Here is a 15,537-nt window from a genome sequence, read left to right on the forward strand (position 1 = left end):
CAAGAACGGCAAGTTCGTGCTTCATGTCAATAAAATCTTTCAGCATGGGTCGGAACAAATCCCGCTGCCCTTTTTTCGGTAATTTTCCTAACATAATTTGCAGGGTTTTATACTGTAAAGATACAAATTCCTGCAAATATATGCAACTGTTTTTGATATTATTTTATTGAATCGCAAAGTATTAAGTGAATATTAAGGAGCGACTATTTACTTTTGAGACAGACTTAGTTCATTTATTTCACTTCTTCAGGAATCTGTTTATCATCAAACGTTTTCCGTATATGATCCCAAAAAAGTTGAAAACGCTGCCCCGTGAAACATTAAAATCGCAGGATAAGTCCGATTCATATAAAAAAACCGTATTTTTGCTTTCGAAACAAATGTTCAGCATGATCAGACAAAAGATAAAGAAAACAGGGCTTTTACTCATCTTCGTATTCTGTGCGTGGAGCGGGTATGCACAAGTCCCTTCGAAGCCTGTCGACGCTTTTACCCTTCGCGCGGGATACAATCATAACCGGGATAAAAATACGGCGTTTCTGGGAGGAGGCTACCTCGTGGGGGATTATTTCTGGGCCAGCGCAACGTTTTACGGGGGTGTGCATTATCTGAAGTATGACGGTAGGCATCGTATCGTTCCCGAAATCGGTGCCGATTTTCATGCGGTGATGGTGATGGCCGGACTCTCCGTCACGCCCTGTTCCGTTCAGCCGAAAGTAGGACTGAGCCTCTTATCGATCGCCAACGTGACGGCAGGATACAGCATACCGTTCGGACGCGAACAGCTTTTTAAAGGGTTTACGTTAGGCGTACAGATTCAGTTGCCCGTCATCAATCGCAAATAAAATACCTACCGGATGAACGGAGCTGTTTATCATCGGAAAAATATGCCTATTTTTGTGCGAAAAATTCGGGAATCATGAATAAGCATTATTTTCTGGCATTCGATCTGGGGGCTACCAGCGGACGGTCGATGCTCGGCATATTAGAGGGCGACAAGTTCGAAATCAGGGGACTGACACGCTTCCCAAACGCCATCATGGAGCTTCATGGCAGATATTACTGGAACGTTTTCAGTCTGTACGAGTCGTTGAAAGACGGACTGCGCGAGTGTGCCCGTCAGGGAATCCGGCTCACGTCGATCGGTATCGATACGTGGGGCGTGGATTTCGGCTATATCGGACGTGACGGTACGATACTCGGACTGCCGCGCGCCTACCGCGATCCTTATACCGACGGGGCGCCGGATGAGTTCTTTCAACTCGTTCCGCGCGATAAAGTGTATGGCATGACGGGGATTCAGGTGATGAATTTCAACAGCCTCTTCCAACTGTTCCGTGCCAAAGCCGAAGCGTTCTCTCCGCTTGCGCAGGCCGATAAAATATTATTCATGCCCGATTTGTTGATCTACATGCTGACCGGAAAACAAGTCACCGAATATACCGAGGCATCGACGTCGCAACTGCTGAATCCTGCGACACGGCGTTTCGAACCGTCCCTCCTGACGGCCATGGGCCTTTCGCCTTCGTTGCTTCATCCGCTCGTCGACCCCGGCACGATGGTCGGCTCGCTGACTGACGCACTCGCCGAGGAGACGGGTGTGGGGAAAGTGCCGGTCGTAACCGTTGCCGGACACGACACGGCATCGGCCATTCTTGCCGTCCCGGCGGAGAATCCGCATTTTGCCTATCTGAGCAGCGGCACCTGGAGCCTGATGGGCATCGAGACGTCGGAACCGATCGTTACTAAAGAATCGTACGAACATAACTTTACGAACGAGGGAGGTGCCGAAGGAACGACTTGCTTTCTGAAGAACATCACCGGCATGTGGCTGCTCGAACAATGCCGCAAGGAATGGGAGAGGGAAGGGCGCACCTATACGTATCCGCAAATGGTCGATATGGCAGAGCGTGTCGGAAAGGCGCATGCCATCATCTCTCCCGACGATCCACGTCTGGCCAATCCGTCGAGCATGTCGCAAACCATCGCAGCCCTTTGCCGCGAAAAAGGGATGCCCCCTCCTTCGAACGATGCCGAATACATCCGTTGCATCTTCGAAAGCCTCGCGCATCGTTATGCCGAAGTAACGGAAAAACTTTCGGAAATGGCTCCTTTCCCGATCGAAAAGCTACATATCATCGGGGGAGGATCGCAGAACGACCTGATGAACCGTCTGACGGCTCGTGCGTTGGGTATCCCTGTCGTTGCCGGTCCGTCCGAAGCAACGGCCATCGGTAACTGCATGATGCAGGCCAAAGCGGCCGGACTCGTAAGCGACCGCTGGGAGATGCGCCGCCTCATCGCGCGAGCGTTTGCCGTAAAAACGTATTTTCCAGACTAAAGACGAATAAAACAGAGGAGATCGGAGGCTTTTCCATCGATCTTATTCTTGAACGATTGAAATCAAAACAAATTAAAACATCATAAACATGAAATCAATTTTAGATCATCGTCCTGCCTTGGCGCGGGAAGTGAATCAAGTGGCCGAGGTGGCCGGATACCTTTGGCAAAAAGGCTGGGCCGAACGGAACGGAGGAAACATTACCCTCAACATCACCGAATGGGTTGACGACAAGATCCGTCAACTGCCGGCTTTGGGCGAAACAATTCCTATCGGACTGACACTGCCTCACCTCAAAGGTTGTTATTTCTACTGCAAAGGGACCAACAAACGAATGCGCGATCTGGCACGATGGCCGATGGAGAACGGTTCCGTCATCCGGGTTACGGACGATTGTTCGGGGTATGTGATCATTGCCGACCATCCTGTAAAACCGACATCGGAGTTGCCGTCACACCTCTCCATGCACAATAAATTTATCGCTTCGGGAAACGGTTACAAAGCGGTGTTGCATACCCATCCGATCGAGCTGATTGCGATGTCGCACAGCAAAAAGTTTCTTCAGAAAGATGTGCTCAGCCGTCTTTTGTGGTCGATGATTCCGGAAACAAAAGCCTTCTGTCCGCGTGGACTGGGCATCATTCCTTACGAGATGCCGTCGTCCATCAACTTGGCGGAAGCGACGCTTAAAGAACTGGATGACTATGACGTGGTGATGTGGGAAAAGCATGGCGTCGTGTCGGTAAGCACCGATATTATGGAGGCATTCGATATGGTCGATACGCTTAGCAAGTCGGCACAGATTTACATCAACAGCAAGTGCATGGGCTATGAGCCGGATGGAATGAGCGATGAGCAAATGGCCGAGATGACGCGAGCGTTTCATTTGCCCAAGTGAGTTTTTTACGACACCCGTGAATAATTGGTGTGTTTCTTTTTCCGAAAGAAAGAGGGACGCACTTGATTATTCCGCGGTTGACGTGGGCTGTTTCAGCATTGGATATGCAGCCGGTGCAGTACGTCACGTATTTTCTCATACGTCGTGATGCGTGTCGGCACGAGCGGTAAGCGTAGTTTGTTCTCAATGAAACCCATCATGTTCAGCATACTCTTTACTCCGGCCGGATTGCCGTCGACGAAGAGCAGTTCGAACAGTTCCATAAAACGCGAATGGATGACACGGGCATTCGTATAGTCGCCTTCGAGCGCGAGCCGTACCATACGGCCGAACTCTTTCGGGAAAGCGTTCCCGATTACCGAAATAACCCCAACCGCTCCTAAGGCGATGAGAGGGAATGTAATACCATCATCCCCTGAGATGACTTGGAAGTCTGCGGGCTTATGCTTGATGATATCATCCATTTGTTTGATGTTCCCCGATGCCTCTTTGATGGCTACGATATTCTCAAAAGCGGAAGCGAGTCGGAGGGTTGTTTCCGCGGTCATATTCGCTCCCGTGCGTCCGGGTACGTTATACAGCACTACCGGCAACGGGGTCGCTTCGGCCACGGCTTCGTAGTGCCGAAAAAGTCCTTCTTGTGAAGGTTTATTGTAGTAGGGAACTACAGACAAGATCGCGTCGATACCCTGAAAGTCACCGTGCTTTAACGTATCGACTAACACTTGGGTGCAGTTTCCGCCCACACCCAGCACAATCGGAATGCGGCGCCGCACTTGTGTCACGACTTTCCGCACGATTCGCGTTTTCTCTTCGTCCGTCAGTGTGGGAGTTTCCGCCGTCGTTCCCAGCACAACCAAATAATCCGTACCGCTCTGTACCTGAAATTCGACTAATCGGAGCAAAGCCTCGTAGTCAATGCTTCCGTCTTGTCTGAAAGGTGTGATCAGGGCAACGCCCATCCCTCTTAAATCGATTGTAGCCATAAGTAAAATCCGGTTCTTTCCGTTTATCTCGAACGAATGGCTTGTAGATAGACCAGAATTTGCCCGAACAGAAAAGGAATGTCATACACGCCGTCTTTCATGACGATTGACATATCGTACATATTGATTTCGGAAGGTCGTTTGGCTCCTACCTTGAAGGACGAGGGGTGTTGCAGCATCAGATAACGCATGATCGGTGCCTCGTTGCTCGTCAGGTCGACCAGCATATCCACCGACAGACCGTTCAACTGTTTGCATAAATTTTTATCGGGGAAGCTCCATATATTGATGTCTTTTCCTTCTTCGACAAGCAAATAAGCGTAGTCCCATATCGGCGTCTCCTCATTTTTTCGCGTATACACACAGACATGCACGGTTTTTTTCATGCCCTTGAGCGTTTCGACACAAGGTTCTACCGCTTTCCAGTCTCTTGCTTCACACATTAAAAGGACATACCGTACATCGTCGAGCGAACGGTAACAATGCGCCCGTGTCAGAGCCTTTTGCGCCAGTGATTTGATTTTCTTGTATAAAAAGTGTCTTGTCAGAATCATTCCGCTAATATGTTTAAGAATTCCTCTTCATTGATAATTTTAATTCCCATTTTTTCGGCTTTGGCCAACTTAGCCGGTCCCATATTGGCTCCGGCAAGGAGGTAGTCCGTCTTTCCGGAAATAGAACCCGTATTTTTTCCGCCGTTTTGCTCGATCATGGCTTTGTATTCATCCCGCGAATGGCGGGTAAACGTTCCGCTGATAACAAATACCTGCCCTTTTAATTTCTCCGAGCGCGCGGCCAGCACATCTTCCCGCAAAGCCATCTGCAAACCGTATTCCTTCAGTCGGTCAATCATGTTGCGATTGCGTTCATCGGCGAAAAAATCGACCACGCTTTGCGCAATCCGTTCGCCGATTTCGTCGGTCTGCATGAGCGATTCGAGCGAAGCCTGCTCCAGATGTTCCATGCTACCGTACGCATACGCCAATCGCTTGGCGACGGTTTCTCCCACATAACGAATCCCCAAGCCGTACAGCACCCGTTCGAAAGGTACCTGCTTCGAGGCTTCGAGGCTGTCCATCAGGTTTTGTGCGCTCTTCTCCGCCCAACGTTCGAGGCGTAACAGATCGACCGTGCGAAGGGTGTACAGATCGGCCACGTTACGCACGTAACCGGCATGATACAAATCTTCGACCGTCTCAGGCCCCATATTGATGTTCATCGCTTTGCGCGTTACGAAATGCTCGATCTTTCCTTTCACCTGAGGCGGACACGTCCGCTCGTTCGGGCAATAATGCGCCGCTTCTCCTTCGGGGCGTATCAAGGCCGTCCTGCATTCCGGGCAGTGGTGTATGAAGGTGACCTTATCGCCCATCAGCATCGGACGTGCTTCCGTATTTACCCCGACGATCTTCGGAATAATTTCTCCACCCTTCTCCACATATACGCGGTCGCCGATATGCAAATCGAGTCCGGCAATGATATCGGCATTATGGAGCGATGCCCGCTTGACGACCGTTCCGGCCAGCTGAACAGGCTCCAAGTTGGCAACCGGAGTGACGACTCCTGTCCGTCCTACCTGATACGAGACAGACGTCAGGCGTGTTTCGGCACGCTCGGCCTGAAATTTATACGAGATGGCCCAGCGCGGACTCTTGGCTGTATAGCCAAGGAAGCGCTGTTGTTTCAACGAATTGACCTTTAGTACGATCCCATCTGTCGCAACAGGCAAATTCTTGCGTTCTACGTCCCAATAGGCAATATAATCGTTTATGTCTTGCAGATTACGGCAAACCCGAATTACTTCGGGTACTTTGAAGCCCCACGAACGCGCCTTTTGCAGATTTTCATAATGTTCGTCGGCGGGTAATTCTTCGCCCAACATATAATAGAGATACGCATCGAGCCGTCGGGCTGCTACAATCTGAGGATTTTGCTGTTTCAACGTGCCGGACGCTGCATTGCGCGGGTTGGCAAACAACGGTTCTTCCTGCGCCTCGCGTTCTTTGTTCAGTCGCTCGAATTCCGTCCACGGAAGAAGAATCTCTCCACGCATCTCGAAGCGTTTGGGATAACCTTCTCCGCGCAGTTTGAGCGGGATCGATCGGATGGTTTTTACATTGGCCGTTACGTCATCGCCACGTATTCCGTCGCCACGCGTAACGGCTTGCATCAATCGTCCGTCTTCGTAAATCAGCGAGATGGAAGTGCCGTCGTATTTTAGTTCGGCGACGATCTCGAAAGGTTCGTTGAGTGTTCGGGCTGTCCGTTCATAAAAATCCCGAACTTCTTCTTTTGAGTACGTATTTCCCAACGAGAGCATCGGATAGCGATGGGTCACTTGTTCAAACTCTTTCGATAAATCGCTTCCCACACGTTGGGTCGGCGAATGAGGATCGAAAAATTCGGGATGTTGCTCTTCGAGAAGCTGCAACTCCTTCATCATTTCATCGTATTGTCTGTCGGAAATCGTCGGCATGGAAAGCACGTAATACTTGTAATTGTGCTGCTCCAGCTCTTCCCTTAACGATTTTATTTTATCTTCTATCCCGTTCATGAATTCCGTAAACGATACCAAGTTGCAAACATAGATAAAAAAGCCGAGATTTTTATACAGGAATTGATAAAAATCGAGGTTTTTAGTGGTTTCGTTGTGGTTTAATATTCTCAAACGTAGGCCTGAATACATTTAACCCAAATTATGCGATACACTGTTCGGTGTTTACCATTATTTAATTGTTAATTGTCAATGGTTAATGGTCAATTGTCATGCCGAGTACACAGTTTAACATGCACCATGCATAACCAAGGGCTGAAAGCCCGGATTATTTCAGCCCCATCCCGCAAGGGTGGGGGATCGACATCCGGACCTTGTTCGCATCTATTGCGGAATCCGGGTTTAAAGGATTTTCGAGGCGGCAAACGATCGCCTTATGCAGGTTTCGGGGATGTTTTTCCTGTACGTGCCAACATCCAAAATCACTTCCCGATCAGGGTGTGTGCTTGAAGACATTGATCGACGGCGTCGCGCCAGTCTTTGCCGTTTTCAGCAAGCAAGGTTACGAAGCCTAACGACTTTGCCGTTTCGAGATGCTGTATGCCATCGTCGATATATAAAGATTCGGAGGGGATGATGCCGCTGTCGGCGATCATCTTATGGAAAATTTCGGGATGAGGTTTCATGCATTTCAGTTCGTACGAGAAATACATCCGATCGAAATAGTCGGAAATCGGGCGGCGTGCATCGGAGAAGTCGCTCGTTTTTGCCCATTCCACGATCATATCGTTATTATTGCTCAGTACGTAGCATTTGTATCGTTTACGCAGTTCCAGAATATAATCGAGCTTATAGACAGGCGCCGGATTGACCATGCTCTTCCATGCCTCGCGAATGGCCTCGGGGTGAAGTTCTTTTCCGCAATGTTCGGATAATCGTTGGCAGAATTCGAATGTTGTGACGTCGCCGTTTTCAAGCGAGCCGAACAGTCCGTTGTGGCTGTAAGGGTTGATGAGGTCGGACGCGTCGCTGACTCCTAAAGCCTCGAACTGACGAACGGAACGCTCACGCGAGAGGTCTACCAGCACGCCTCCCATATCGAATACAATGTTTTTTATCATAGTCATAACGAAACGAAGCGCGAAGAATCTTTGGATCCTCCGCGCTCCGTCGATTTTTTTTAAGAGAGTTTATGAATTACCAGCCCCGAACGCAGTTTGGGTTCGAACCACGTTGTTTTGGGCGGCATGATATTGCCTGTATCGGCGATGTCGATCAGTTGCTTCATCGATACCGGATAGAGTGCCAGTGCCACTTTCATCTCGCCACTGTCGACCCGTTTTTTCAACTCGCCTAATCCACGGATACCGCCGACGAAGTCGATTCGTTTATCGCTTCGCAAGTCTTTGATTCCAAGAATTTCGTCGAGAATCAGGTTGGAGGAGATGGTTACGTCGAGGACACCGATCGGATCGTTGTTGTCATACGTTCCCGGTTTGGCCACGAGCGAATACCAATTGCCGCTGAGGTAGAGCGAGAACTCGTGCAGGCGTGTCGGTTTGAAAATCTCCGGACCTTTCTTCTCGACGGTAAAGTGTTGGGAGAGTTTCTCCAGAAACGCTTCGTCCGACAGTCCGTTCAGGTCTTTCACGACGCGGTTGTAATCGATAATCGTCAATTGGTTGGCGGGAAAACAAACGGCCATGAAGTAGTTGTATTCCTCATCGCCGCGATGGTTCGGGTTTTGCTGCGCTTTCTCGGCGCCGACGAGCGCGGCCGCTGCCGAACGGTGATGCCCGTCGGCGATATACATGGCCGGCATGGTTGCAAACAGTTCGGTGATGCGCCGGATGTCGGCCTCGTCGTTCATCACCCAGAACGTATGACGGAAGCCGTCTAACGCGGCTGTAAAGTCGTATTCGGGCTGTCCAGACGTATATTTGGCCACAAGCGCGTCGATCTCTCCATTCTCGGGATAAGCGAAGAATACGGGTTCGATATTGGCGTTGTTCACCCGCACGTGCTTCATGCGGTCTTCTTCCTTGTCGCGGCGCGTGAGCTCGTGCTTCTTGATTTTGCCGGTCATATAGTCTTCGACATAGGCGCAAACGACTAACCCGTACTGCGTCTTTCCGTCCATTGTCTGGGCGTAGATGTAATACTGTTCTTTGTCGTCTTGTACCAGCCACCCTTTGTCTTGAAACATCTTGAAGTTCTCCGCTGCTTTCTCATAGACTTTCGGGTCATGCTCGTCGGTGCCGACGGGGAAATCTATTTCGGGTTTGATGATACGATAGAGAGACTTTTCGTTACCCTGCGCTTCGGCACGCGCTTCTTCGGAGTTCAACACGTCGTACGGGCGAGACTGTACCTGTTCCACTAAGTCCTTCGGCGGACGTATGCCTTTAAAAGGTTTGATTTTCATGTTGGATTCATATTAAAAGACCTCCCGTAATCGTAAACACGAGGATCGCGATCGTGTGTATGATCTGTGGGAGGTCTTTTCGGTTCATTACTTGTTTACCTGAAATGTTCGATTGCCGTTTTTCAAGAAGTCCACAATCTGGTTGGCTGCGGCAATTCCTGCGTTGATGTTGGCTTCGGCCGTTTGCGCGCCCATTTTCTTGGGAGTGCTGAAGTAACGTCCGGCAAACTTCTCGGTCATTTCGGCATGATTACCCGGCATGATGTCCGTGAGGTATTTGAAGTCGGGGCGTTCTTCCATCACCTTGACGAGTTCGGCCTCGTTCACCACTTCCTTGCGTGCCGTGTTGATGAGCATGGCTCCCTTGGGCATGCTGGAAAGCAGATCGTAGCCGATCAGGTTTTTCGTCTCAGGTCTGGACGGTACGTGCAAGGAGATGAACTGGCACGTTTTGTACAGTTCTTCGGCCGATGAAACGGCTTTCACGCCGTCGCTTTCGATGACGCTGGCGGGACGCGAGTGATGGTAGGCGTAGACCTCCATCCCGAATCCTTTGGCGATACGTGCGACGAGTCGTCCGATGTTTCCGTAAGCATGGATTCCGAGTTTCTTACCCAGCAGCTCGGATCCGGAAGAACCGTTGAACATACTGCGCACACCGTAGACCATCATTCCTAATGCCAGCTCGGCCACGGCGTTCGAGTTTTGTCCGGGTGTGTTCATCACGCATACGTTATGAGCGGTTGCCGCGTCGACGTCGACATTGTCGTAGCCTGCGCCGGCACGCACCACAATTTTCAGTTGTTTGGCCGCATCCAGCACTTCGCTGTCGACCTTGTCGCTGCGGACGATGAGCGCGTCCACATCTTTCACGGCGTCGAGCAGTTGTGCTTTATCGGTATATTTTTCCAATAGCACGCATTCCATTCCGGCTTGCTCTACAGCCTCACGGATTCCCTTCACCGCCACAGCGGCAAACGGTTTTTCTGTTGCAATTAAGACTTTCATGATTATTAATTGTCAGTTGTTAATTGTTAATGGTTATTCTTTTCAACCATCTGTTTTTTCTTTGTTTTGATAATGCTTGTCAAGAGTTTAATCAGCTCGGTACAGTCTGTCAGTAAAGACTCCGATTCACGCGAATTCAGATAATCGGTTGCTTCGAGTAAACGAAGCCAATACATAGACTCCGAACATTCTTTTTGTGCAATTGCCAATTTATGGATGAAATCCAAATCCGACTCGGCTTGTGTGCTTTCGGCAATGTTGGCTCCAATTGATGTCCCGGAGCGCAACAATTGTTTCGACATGCAATACTCCTTTTTCTCATTACATAAATAAGTGTATAGTTTCACGATGCGAATCGAAAATGCGAAGCTTTTATTTTCCAGCACATTTCCTTTCTTCATTGACAATTGACCATTAACAATTGACCATTAGCCTTGCTTTTTCTCAAATTCTTTCATGGTTTCTACTAAGGCTTTGACGCTTTCGAGGGGCATAGCGTTGTAGAGCGATGCGCGGAAGCCGCCTACCGAACGATGTCCCTTGATGCCGACCATTCCGGCAGCAGCGGCAAACTCGGCGAAGGAGCTTTCAAGCTCTTTGTATTCGTCGTTCATGACGAAGCAGACATTCATCAACGAGCGGTCTTCGGGCACTGCCGTACCACGGAAGAGTTTGTTGCGGTCGATTTCGTCGTACAGTACGGCCGCTTTTTCCTGATTCTTCTTCTGCAATACCTTGACACCTCCCTGTTCCTTATACCATTTCAGCGTTTGCAGCGCGGCGAAGATGGGCAATACGGGCGGGGTGTTGAACATCGAATCTTTGTCGATATGAGTCTGGTAGTTCAGCATCGTCGGGATGGGACGTTCTACTTTGCCGAGCGCGTCTTTGCGAACGATGACGATGGTCACGCCCGAAGGCGCGAGGTTCTTCTGCGCTCCGGCATAGATGATGTCGAATTTGGAAACATCGATCGGGAAGGAGAAGATGTCGGACGACATGTCGGCCACGAGGGGCACGTTCACCTTCGGGATGTCATGAATTTCCGTTCCGTAGATGGTGTTGTTCGTCGTGATGTGGAAATACTCCGTATCCGGCGCAAGGGTGTAGTTCTTAGGGATGTACGTGTAGTTTTTGTCTTTCGACGATGCCACGAGGTCTACTTCGCCGAAGAACTTCGCTTCTTTGATGGCTTTCGATGCCCATGTACCGGTGTCGAGGTAGGAGGCTTTTTTCTTCAACAGGTTGTAGGGTACCATGCAGAATTGAAGGCTCGCGCCACCGCCGAGGAAGACGACTTCGTGTGTGGCGGGAACGTCGAGCAGTTCCTTAATCAGTGCGCGCGCTTCGTCGTTGACGGCCACAAATTCTTTGCCCCGGTGGGACACTTCGAGCAGGGACAATCCCGTGCCTGCAAAATTCAATACGGCGTCGGCCGTGTTCTTAATCGTGTACTCGCTTAAAATCGAGGGTCCAGCATAAAAATTGTGCTTTCTCATAGCTCTTTTCTTTAATTGTGTTTTAATAAAATAAATATGTTGGGGCAAAGATATAAATAAAATCAAGGAACAAGCCATCTAAGGCAGGAATTAACACAAGACAAAAAGGAGCTTTTGATTATAAGCGATTTACTTTCCACAGATATCGGCGAAGGGGCAATAAGAACACATTTTAGCGTGGGTCGTTTGTCCGAAGGGGACGGAGGGATCGAACACTTCGTCGAGGCAATGGCGGAGGTTGTCTTCGAATTCGTCGCGGAGGGCGGCGAAGTCGGTAATCTGCTCTTTCTCTTTGCCTCGGTAGACGGACGGGTCGAAGTCGTCGGAAAAGAGATGTCGCACGTAGTAGATCGAGGGTTGTATGGGCATGCCGTTGCTTCGGTCGCCGTACATCCACGCGTAGGTAAAGACCTGCATGATGGCGGCTTGACGCTTCTCATCGGCGCGGTCGAAGAGACTTGCTACGGTTTTAAAGTGCATGTCTTTCTTCGTACCGGTCTTATAGTCCACAACGCGGATCGTGTCGCGCACTTCGTCCAGACGGTCGATAAAGCCTTTGAGGTTTACGGTTCGTCCGTCGGAGAGGGTGAAGGGGTGATGAATCTCCATCTCCGAGGCGACGTAGCGGAAGGGCGTGAGGCGACGGTCGCGTTCGAGGATTTTGCGTACGTATTTTCGGATCATCTCGCCGGTGAGGTAGCTCTGTCCGCTCAGAGGACGTGGCTCGGCGGAGTGGAAAAAGAATTCGGCGAATGCGCGCCGGATCTTTTCAGTGAGCACCTTTTCGTCGGCCGCGAGTCGCAGCAGATCGGCCGTTACTTGCGCTCCGCAGTAAGGACGGTACGATTCTTCCATGACCTGATGCAAGATGTTTCCGAACACACGGTTATCGACGCTTTCGGCTACTTCTTCTTCCTCCTTGAGTTTTTCGACCGAGGAGAAATAGAACTTCAACGGACAGTCCAAATACGTATTGATAGTGCTGGCCGAGAGCGCTCGCGCGCCACCGCTCAAAAAGCCGTCGAGGCGTCGGAGGATTTCGTCGGTCTTGGCCACTTGCAAGGCCGGGGGCCTCGAGGACGCGATGTTGTAAACGACCAATTTTTCACGCAGCGGCGTTTCGTAATGGTAACGCAGCTGATGCACGTAGCGGCTTACTTCGCCCGTGTTCAATCCGTCGGTGCGCGTGTCGTAGAGGAGCGTCACGTGTTTGGCACGCGCGATCATGCGGTAGAAATGATAAGCCCAGATGCTGTCCTGATGTTCGTAAGTGGGCAGTCCGAAGCCGCGCCGCAGGTTGTAGGGAATGAACGAGGCCGCGGCTTTGCGTGCGGGGAAAAAGCCTTCGTTCACGGAGAGCACGATGAGCCTTTCGAAATCGAGCACGCGCGTTTCGAGCACGCCCATGACCTGAAGTCCCGACAACGGTTCGCCGCGGAAAGGGATCGTGATCGTTTCGGTGAGCCGTTCGAGCAATCGCGCGTACGTATCGACCGACATTTCGATGCCGGACGCTCCGATAAGGTCTCTCATCCGGTTGACGGTCGTGAAATAGTGGTAGACGAACTCTTGTTCCAGCTCGTCCATGCCGGTGGGTTCGTCGTTTTTGTCGGAGTCTCGCTCGTCGCTCCGCGCGGAGAGCATGCGGTTCAGTTCCTGAAGTACGGCGATGAGGTAGGAGGAGACGTCGGCGGTCGTTGGCGCGGGGTCAAAGATCAGCGTGAGCAGAGGCGTCTGTTGGAGGTCGGCCGCGGGGATGTAGACGCGGTTGTTGTCGGTAATTTGTCTGACGATGGCGACGATCTCGGCGGGCGACGTGGCCTGAATATACCGGTGATTAAGCACAGGCAAGACCTCACGATGATAGAAGCAAGGCTTTCCGTCGATGACGCGCGTGTTCTTACGCAGTGCGAGCACGTTTTCCATCAAAGAGGCTACGGGCGTGCCCGAAAGCGGATAGCCCAGCGTGACGTTGATGTGGCGGATGGCTTCGGGTACGGAGTGAAGCACGGGGATGAGCAGTTGCTCGTCGGGCAGTACCACGGCCGTGCGTAAGGCTTCGTCGGCGCTCATCTCGTCGCGTCCGCCCAGCGCTTCTTCGAGCAGGGCGTGCACCTGTTTGGCCTGCCCGATGCGTGAAGGGATGCCGATCAGCGTAATGTCGGGCGTGTGCGACGGCTCTTGAGGCAATTTCAGCGACGAGGGGAACTGCTTCACGTATTCTCGCACGAAGTACGACGCCCGGTTGTCCGAGTCCATCACCTTGTCGCCCGTGCCGGTATCCCAGTAGAAGTCGGAGATCTCTTGTTGCTGCAACAATCGGAGCAGGGTGTGTTCGGTTTTCGAGAGGGCGCTTAACCCGACGAAGACCACCTTCGAGTAAGGCAGCCGGCAAGCGCCTTCGCGCTCGATACGTTCGACGACCTCACGGCTGATCATCCCTTCGTACCCTTTGCCTTGCGCGGCCAACGTGTCGCGCAGCTCGCGGTAGACGGCATAGAGCATCTGCCAGACGCCGAGGAAGTAGCGGCGGCTCGCCCCTTCTTCGCCGGGACGGAACGACGACCAGAACGCGCGGATGGCTTCGATCTGATGCGGTTGCAGGTAGCTCAAGTCTTTCTCTACTTCGTGCAAGTCGGTCACGTTCGTAAACAATTGGCGCGCGTCGGCCATGTATTTGTCTACGTCGTCGAAATCGTTGAGTAACATTTCGCCCCAGAACACGAAATCGTCGAACGTTTCCTTCGCCCCGCTGTGGCGGATGTAGATATGATAAAGGAGGAAGAGCATTTGTAACCGGTCGGCCGGCTGCTTGTCGCTCAATTGCGCGAACAGTTCGCTGATGGTTCGTATGGCCGGCGAAAAAATCGGCCGGCCGGCTGCTTGCGAGAGGTATTTGCGAAAAAACAGTCCGGCACGACGGTTGGGAAACACGAAGGCCATCTGTTGTACGTCTGTGCCGTACGTCTCGTAAAACAAGGTCGCGATCTGTTGTAGAAAAGGAGTCATCCGGATATTCTTTACCCGCGCAAAGGTACGATTTTTTTGTTCTCTTTCTTTGCCGGCTTGCTGCCGAAAACAATAAAGGATGATGTTTGAGTGAAAAGTGAAAAGTGAAAAGTGAAAAGTGATGCCCTTTGGGCGTTGAGTTGTTGAATTGTTGAGGTGTTTAGTTGTTTAGATGTTTAGATGTTGAATTGTTGAGTTGTTTAGATGGAATAATGACGAATGACGATGTTCCGAACGCAAATAACGCGAATAACCGCAAATGAGCGCAAATATATTATGTCGGATTGAGCGTATCGTCCCATGTATGCGCCGTAAAGACGCCCATATTAATTGTCGATGGTTAATTGTCAATTGTCATTCCGGGTACATTGTTGTAGAGACGCAATTCATTGCGTCTTTACCATCCGCGGGCGAATCGGTTGTTATGGCATTGATATGAACATCCCCCTTATCCCCTTCAAAGGGGGAAGAGCGAAGCGAAGGGGGATGTCATCCCTTCAAAGGGGGAATGCAAGGTACCCGCCGAGCCCCGCAGGGGCGCATTAATTCAGCCCAATGCGTAGCGTTGGGGAAAAAAGCAATATACAGAGAGAGGGCTGTAAGTCTGACGTAATTCAATGGTTGTGTGTGATATGAATAGAATCATGTGTCGCATAATTTGCGATAAAACAAAGCTGCTTTATATTTGGGAAGGTTTTTCTTCTTGATATATAAAGCAGCTAATTGAATATTTTTATTCTGATAGTTCTTTTATTGCTTTTTCAATAAGCTCATAAATAAGCTCTGCTGATTTTTTATTGGCTTTTGTTCGCTTCTTTTTATCTTCTTCATAAATATTTGTTATCCACATTCTTTTATATATATTTTTATTATTTTT

The 15,537-nt window shown here is 50.6% G+C and carries 12 protein-coding genes; 3 read left to right on the plus strand and 9 right to left on the minus strand.

Going from position 1 to position 15,537, the window contains the following annotated elements; all coding sequences use genetic code 11:
• Positions 1-389: 389 nt before the first annotated feature.
• From EII41_RS12760 to rhaD, 3 genes are all read left to right on the plus strand, one after another.
• A complete protein-coding gene (locus EII41_RS12760; RefSeq protein WP_124751331.1) occupies positions 390-845 on the plus strand; it encodes a hypothetical protein in 456 nt (151 codons plus the stop codon).
• Between the two features lie 74 nt (positions 846-919).
• Positions 920-2,341 (plus strand): rhamnulokinase, encoded by a 1,422-nt coding sequence (locus EII41_RS12765; protein WP_124790900.1) that lies wholly within the window; start codon positions 920-922, stop codon positions 2,339-2,341.
• An 88-nt stretch (positions 2,342-2,429) separates the two neighbouring features.
• The gene (gene rhaD, locus EII41_RS12770; protein ID WP_124790901.1) at positions 2,430-3,239 is read left to right on the plus strand and encodes a rhamnulose-1-phosphate aldolase; all 810 of its coding nucleotides are present in this window, start codon (positions 2,430-2,432) and stop codon (positions 3,237-3,239) included.
• Between the two features lie 92 nt (positions 3,240-3,331).
• On the opposite strand, the gene dapA is transcribed toward rhaD, so the two are convergent.
• The 9 genes from dapA to EII41_RS12815 form a co-directional block, all read right to left on the minus strand.
• Positions 3,332-4,225, minus strand: coding sequence for a 4-hydroxy-tetrahydrodipicolinate synthase (gene dapA / locus EII41_RS12775; RefSeq protein WP_124790902.1), 894 nt, complete (start codon positions 4,223-4,225; stop codon positions 3,332-3,334).
• 23 nt (positions 4,226-4,248) lie between these two features.
• Positions 4,249-4,779 carry a DUF6913 domain-containing protein gene (locus EII41_RS12780; protein ID WP_124751335.1) on the minus strand — a complete coding sequence of 177 codons (531 nt, stop codon included), beginning with the start codon at positions 4,777-4,779 and terminating at the stop codon, positions 4,249-4,251.
• On the minus strand, positions 4,776-6,779 hold the full coding sequence (ligA, locus tag EII41_RS12785; protein WP_124790903.1) for an NAD-dependent DNA ligase LigA: 2,004 nt from the start codon (positions 6,777-6,779) through the stop codon (positions 4,776-4,778). Before ligA ends, EII41_RS12780 begins: the two co-directional genes overlap by 4 nt.
• 422 nt (positions 6,780-7,201) lie before the next feature.
• Positions 7,202-7,840 (minus strand): HAD family hydrolase, encoded by a 639-nt coding sequence (locus tag EII41_RS12790; protein WP_260425588.1) that lies wholly within the window; start codon positions 7,838-7,840, stop codon positions 7,202-7,204.
• Positions 7,841-7,899: 59 nt separating this feature from the next.
• Complete coding sequence (locus EII41_RS12795; protein ID WP_124790905.1) at positions 7,900-9,144, minus strand: DUF1015 domain-containing protein; 1,245 nt, start codon at positions 9,142-9,144, stop codon at positions 7,900-7,902.
• Between the two features lie 87 nt (positions 9,145-9,231).
• Complete coding sequence (locus EII41_RS12800) at positions 9,232-10,152, minus strand: NAD(P)-dependent oxidoreductase (protein WP_124751338.1); 921 nt, start codon at positions 10,150-10,152, stop codon at positions 9,232-9,234.
• A 26-nt stretch (positions 10,153-10,178) separates the two neighbouring features.
• On the minus strand, positions 10,179-10,553 hold the full coding sequence (locus EII41_RS12805) for a four helix bundle protein (RefSeq protein WP_124790906.1): 375 nt from the start codon (positions 10,551-10,553) through the stop codon (positions 10,179-10,181).
• A 27-nt stretch (positions 10,554-10,580) separates the two neighbouring features.
• On the minus strand, positions 10,581-11,651 hold the full coding sequence (gene serC, locus EII41_RS12810; protein ID WP_124790907.1) for a 3-phosphoserine/phosphohydroxythreonine transaminase: 1,071 nt from the start codon (positions 11,649-11,651) through the stop codon (positions 10,581-10,583).
• A 129-nt stretch (positions 11,652-11,780) separates the two neighbouring features.
• On the minus strand, positions 11,781-14,660 hold the full coding sequence (locus EII41_RS12815; RefSeq protein WP_124790908.1) for a PD-(D/E)XK nuclease family protein: 2,880 nt from the start codon (positions 14,658-14,660) through the stop codon (positions 11,781-11,783).
• Positions 14,661-15,537 lie beyond the last annotated feature (877 nt).

The organism is Tannerella forsythia (genome assembly GCF_003860135.1).
Classification (GTDB): Bacteria; Bacteroidota; Bacteroidia; order Bacteroidales; family Tannerellaceae; genus Tannerella; species Tannerella forsythia_A.

What these genes read in the sequence shown, in the direction of transcription:
- serC (WP_124790907.1), bottom strand. Translation starts at nt 11,651, where the DNA reads ATGAGAAAGCACAATTTTTATGCTGGACCCTCGATTTTAAGCGAGTAC.
- dapA (WP_124790902.1), bottom strand. Translation starts at nt 4,225, where the DNA reads ATGGCTACAATCGATTTAAGAGGGATGGGCGTTGCCCTGATCACACCT.
- EII41_RS12790 (WP_260425588.1), bottom strand. Translation starts at nt 7,840, where the DNA reads ATGATAAAAAACATTGTATTCGATATGGGAGGCGTGCTGGTAGACCTC.
- rhaD (WP_124790901.1), top strand. Translation starts at nt 2,430, where the DNA reads ATGAAATCAATTTTAGATCATCGTCCTGCCTTGGCGCGGGAAGTGAAT.
- EII41_RS12780 (WP_124751335.1), bottom strand. Translation starts at nt 4,779, where the DNA reads ATGATTCTGACAAGACACTTTTTATACAAGAAAATCAAATCACTGGCG.
- EII41_RS12795 (WP_124790905.1), bottom strand. Translation starts at nt 9,144, where the DNA reads ATGAAAATCAAACCTTTTAAAGGCATACGTCCGCCGAAGGACTTAGTG.
- EII41_RS12760 (WP_124751331.1), top strand. Translation starts at nt 390, where the DNA reads ATGATCAGACAAAAGATAAAGAAAACAGGGCTTTTACTCATCTTCGTA.
- EII41_RS12815 (WP_124790908.1), bottom strand. Translation starts at nt 14,660, where the DNA reads ATGACTCCTTTTCTACAACAGATCGCGACCTTGTTTTACGAGACGTAC.
- ligA (WP_124790903.1), bottom strand. Translation starts at nt 6,779, where the DNA reads ATGAACGGGATAGAAGATAAAATAAAATCGTTAAGGGAAGAGCTGGAG.
- EII41_RS12805 (WP_124790906.1), bottom strand. Translation starts at nt 10,553, where the DNA reads ATGAAGAAAGGAAATGTGCTGGAAAATAAAAGCTTCGCATTTTCGATT.
- EII41_RS12800 (WP_124751338.1), bottom strand. Translation starts at nt 10,152, where the DNA reads ATGAAAGTCTTAATTGCAACAGAAAAACCGTTTGCCGCTGTGGCGGTG.
- EII41_RS12765 (WP_124790900.1), top strand. Translation starts at nt 920, where the DNA reads ATGAATAAGCATTATTTTCTGGCATTCGATCTGGGGGCTACCAGCGGA.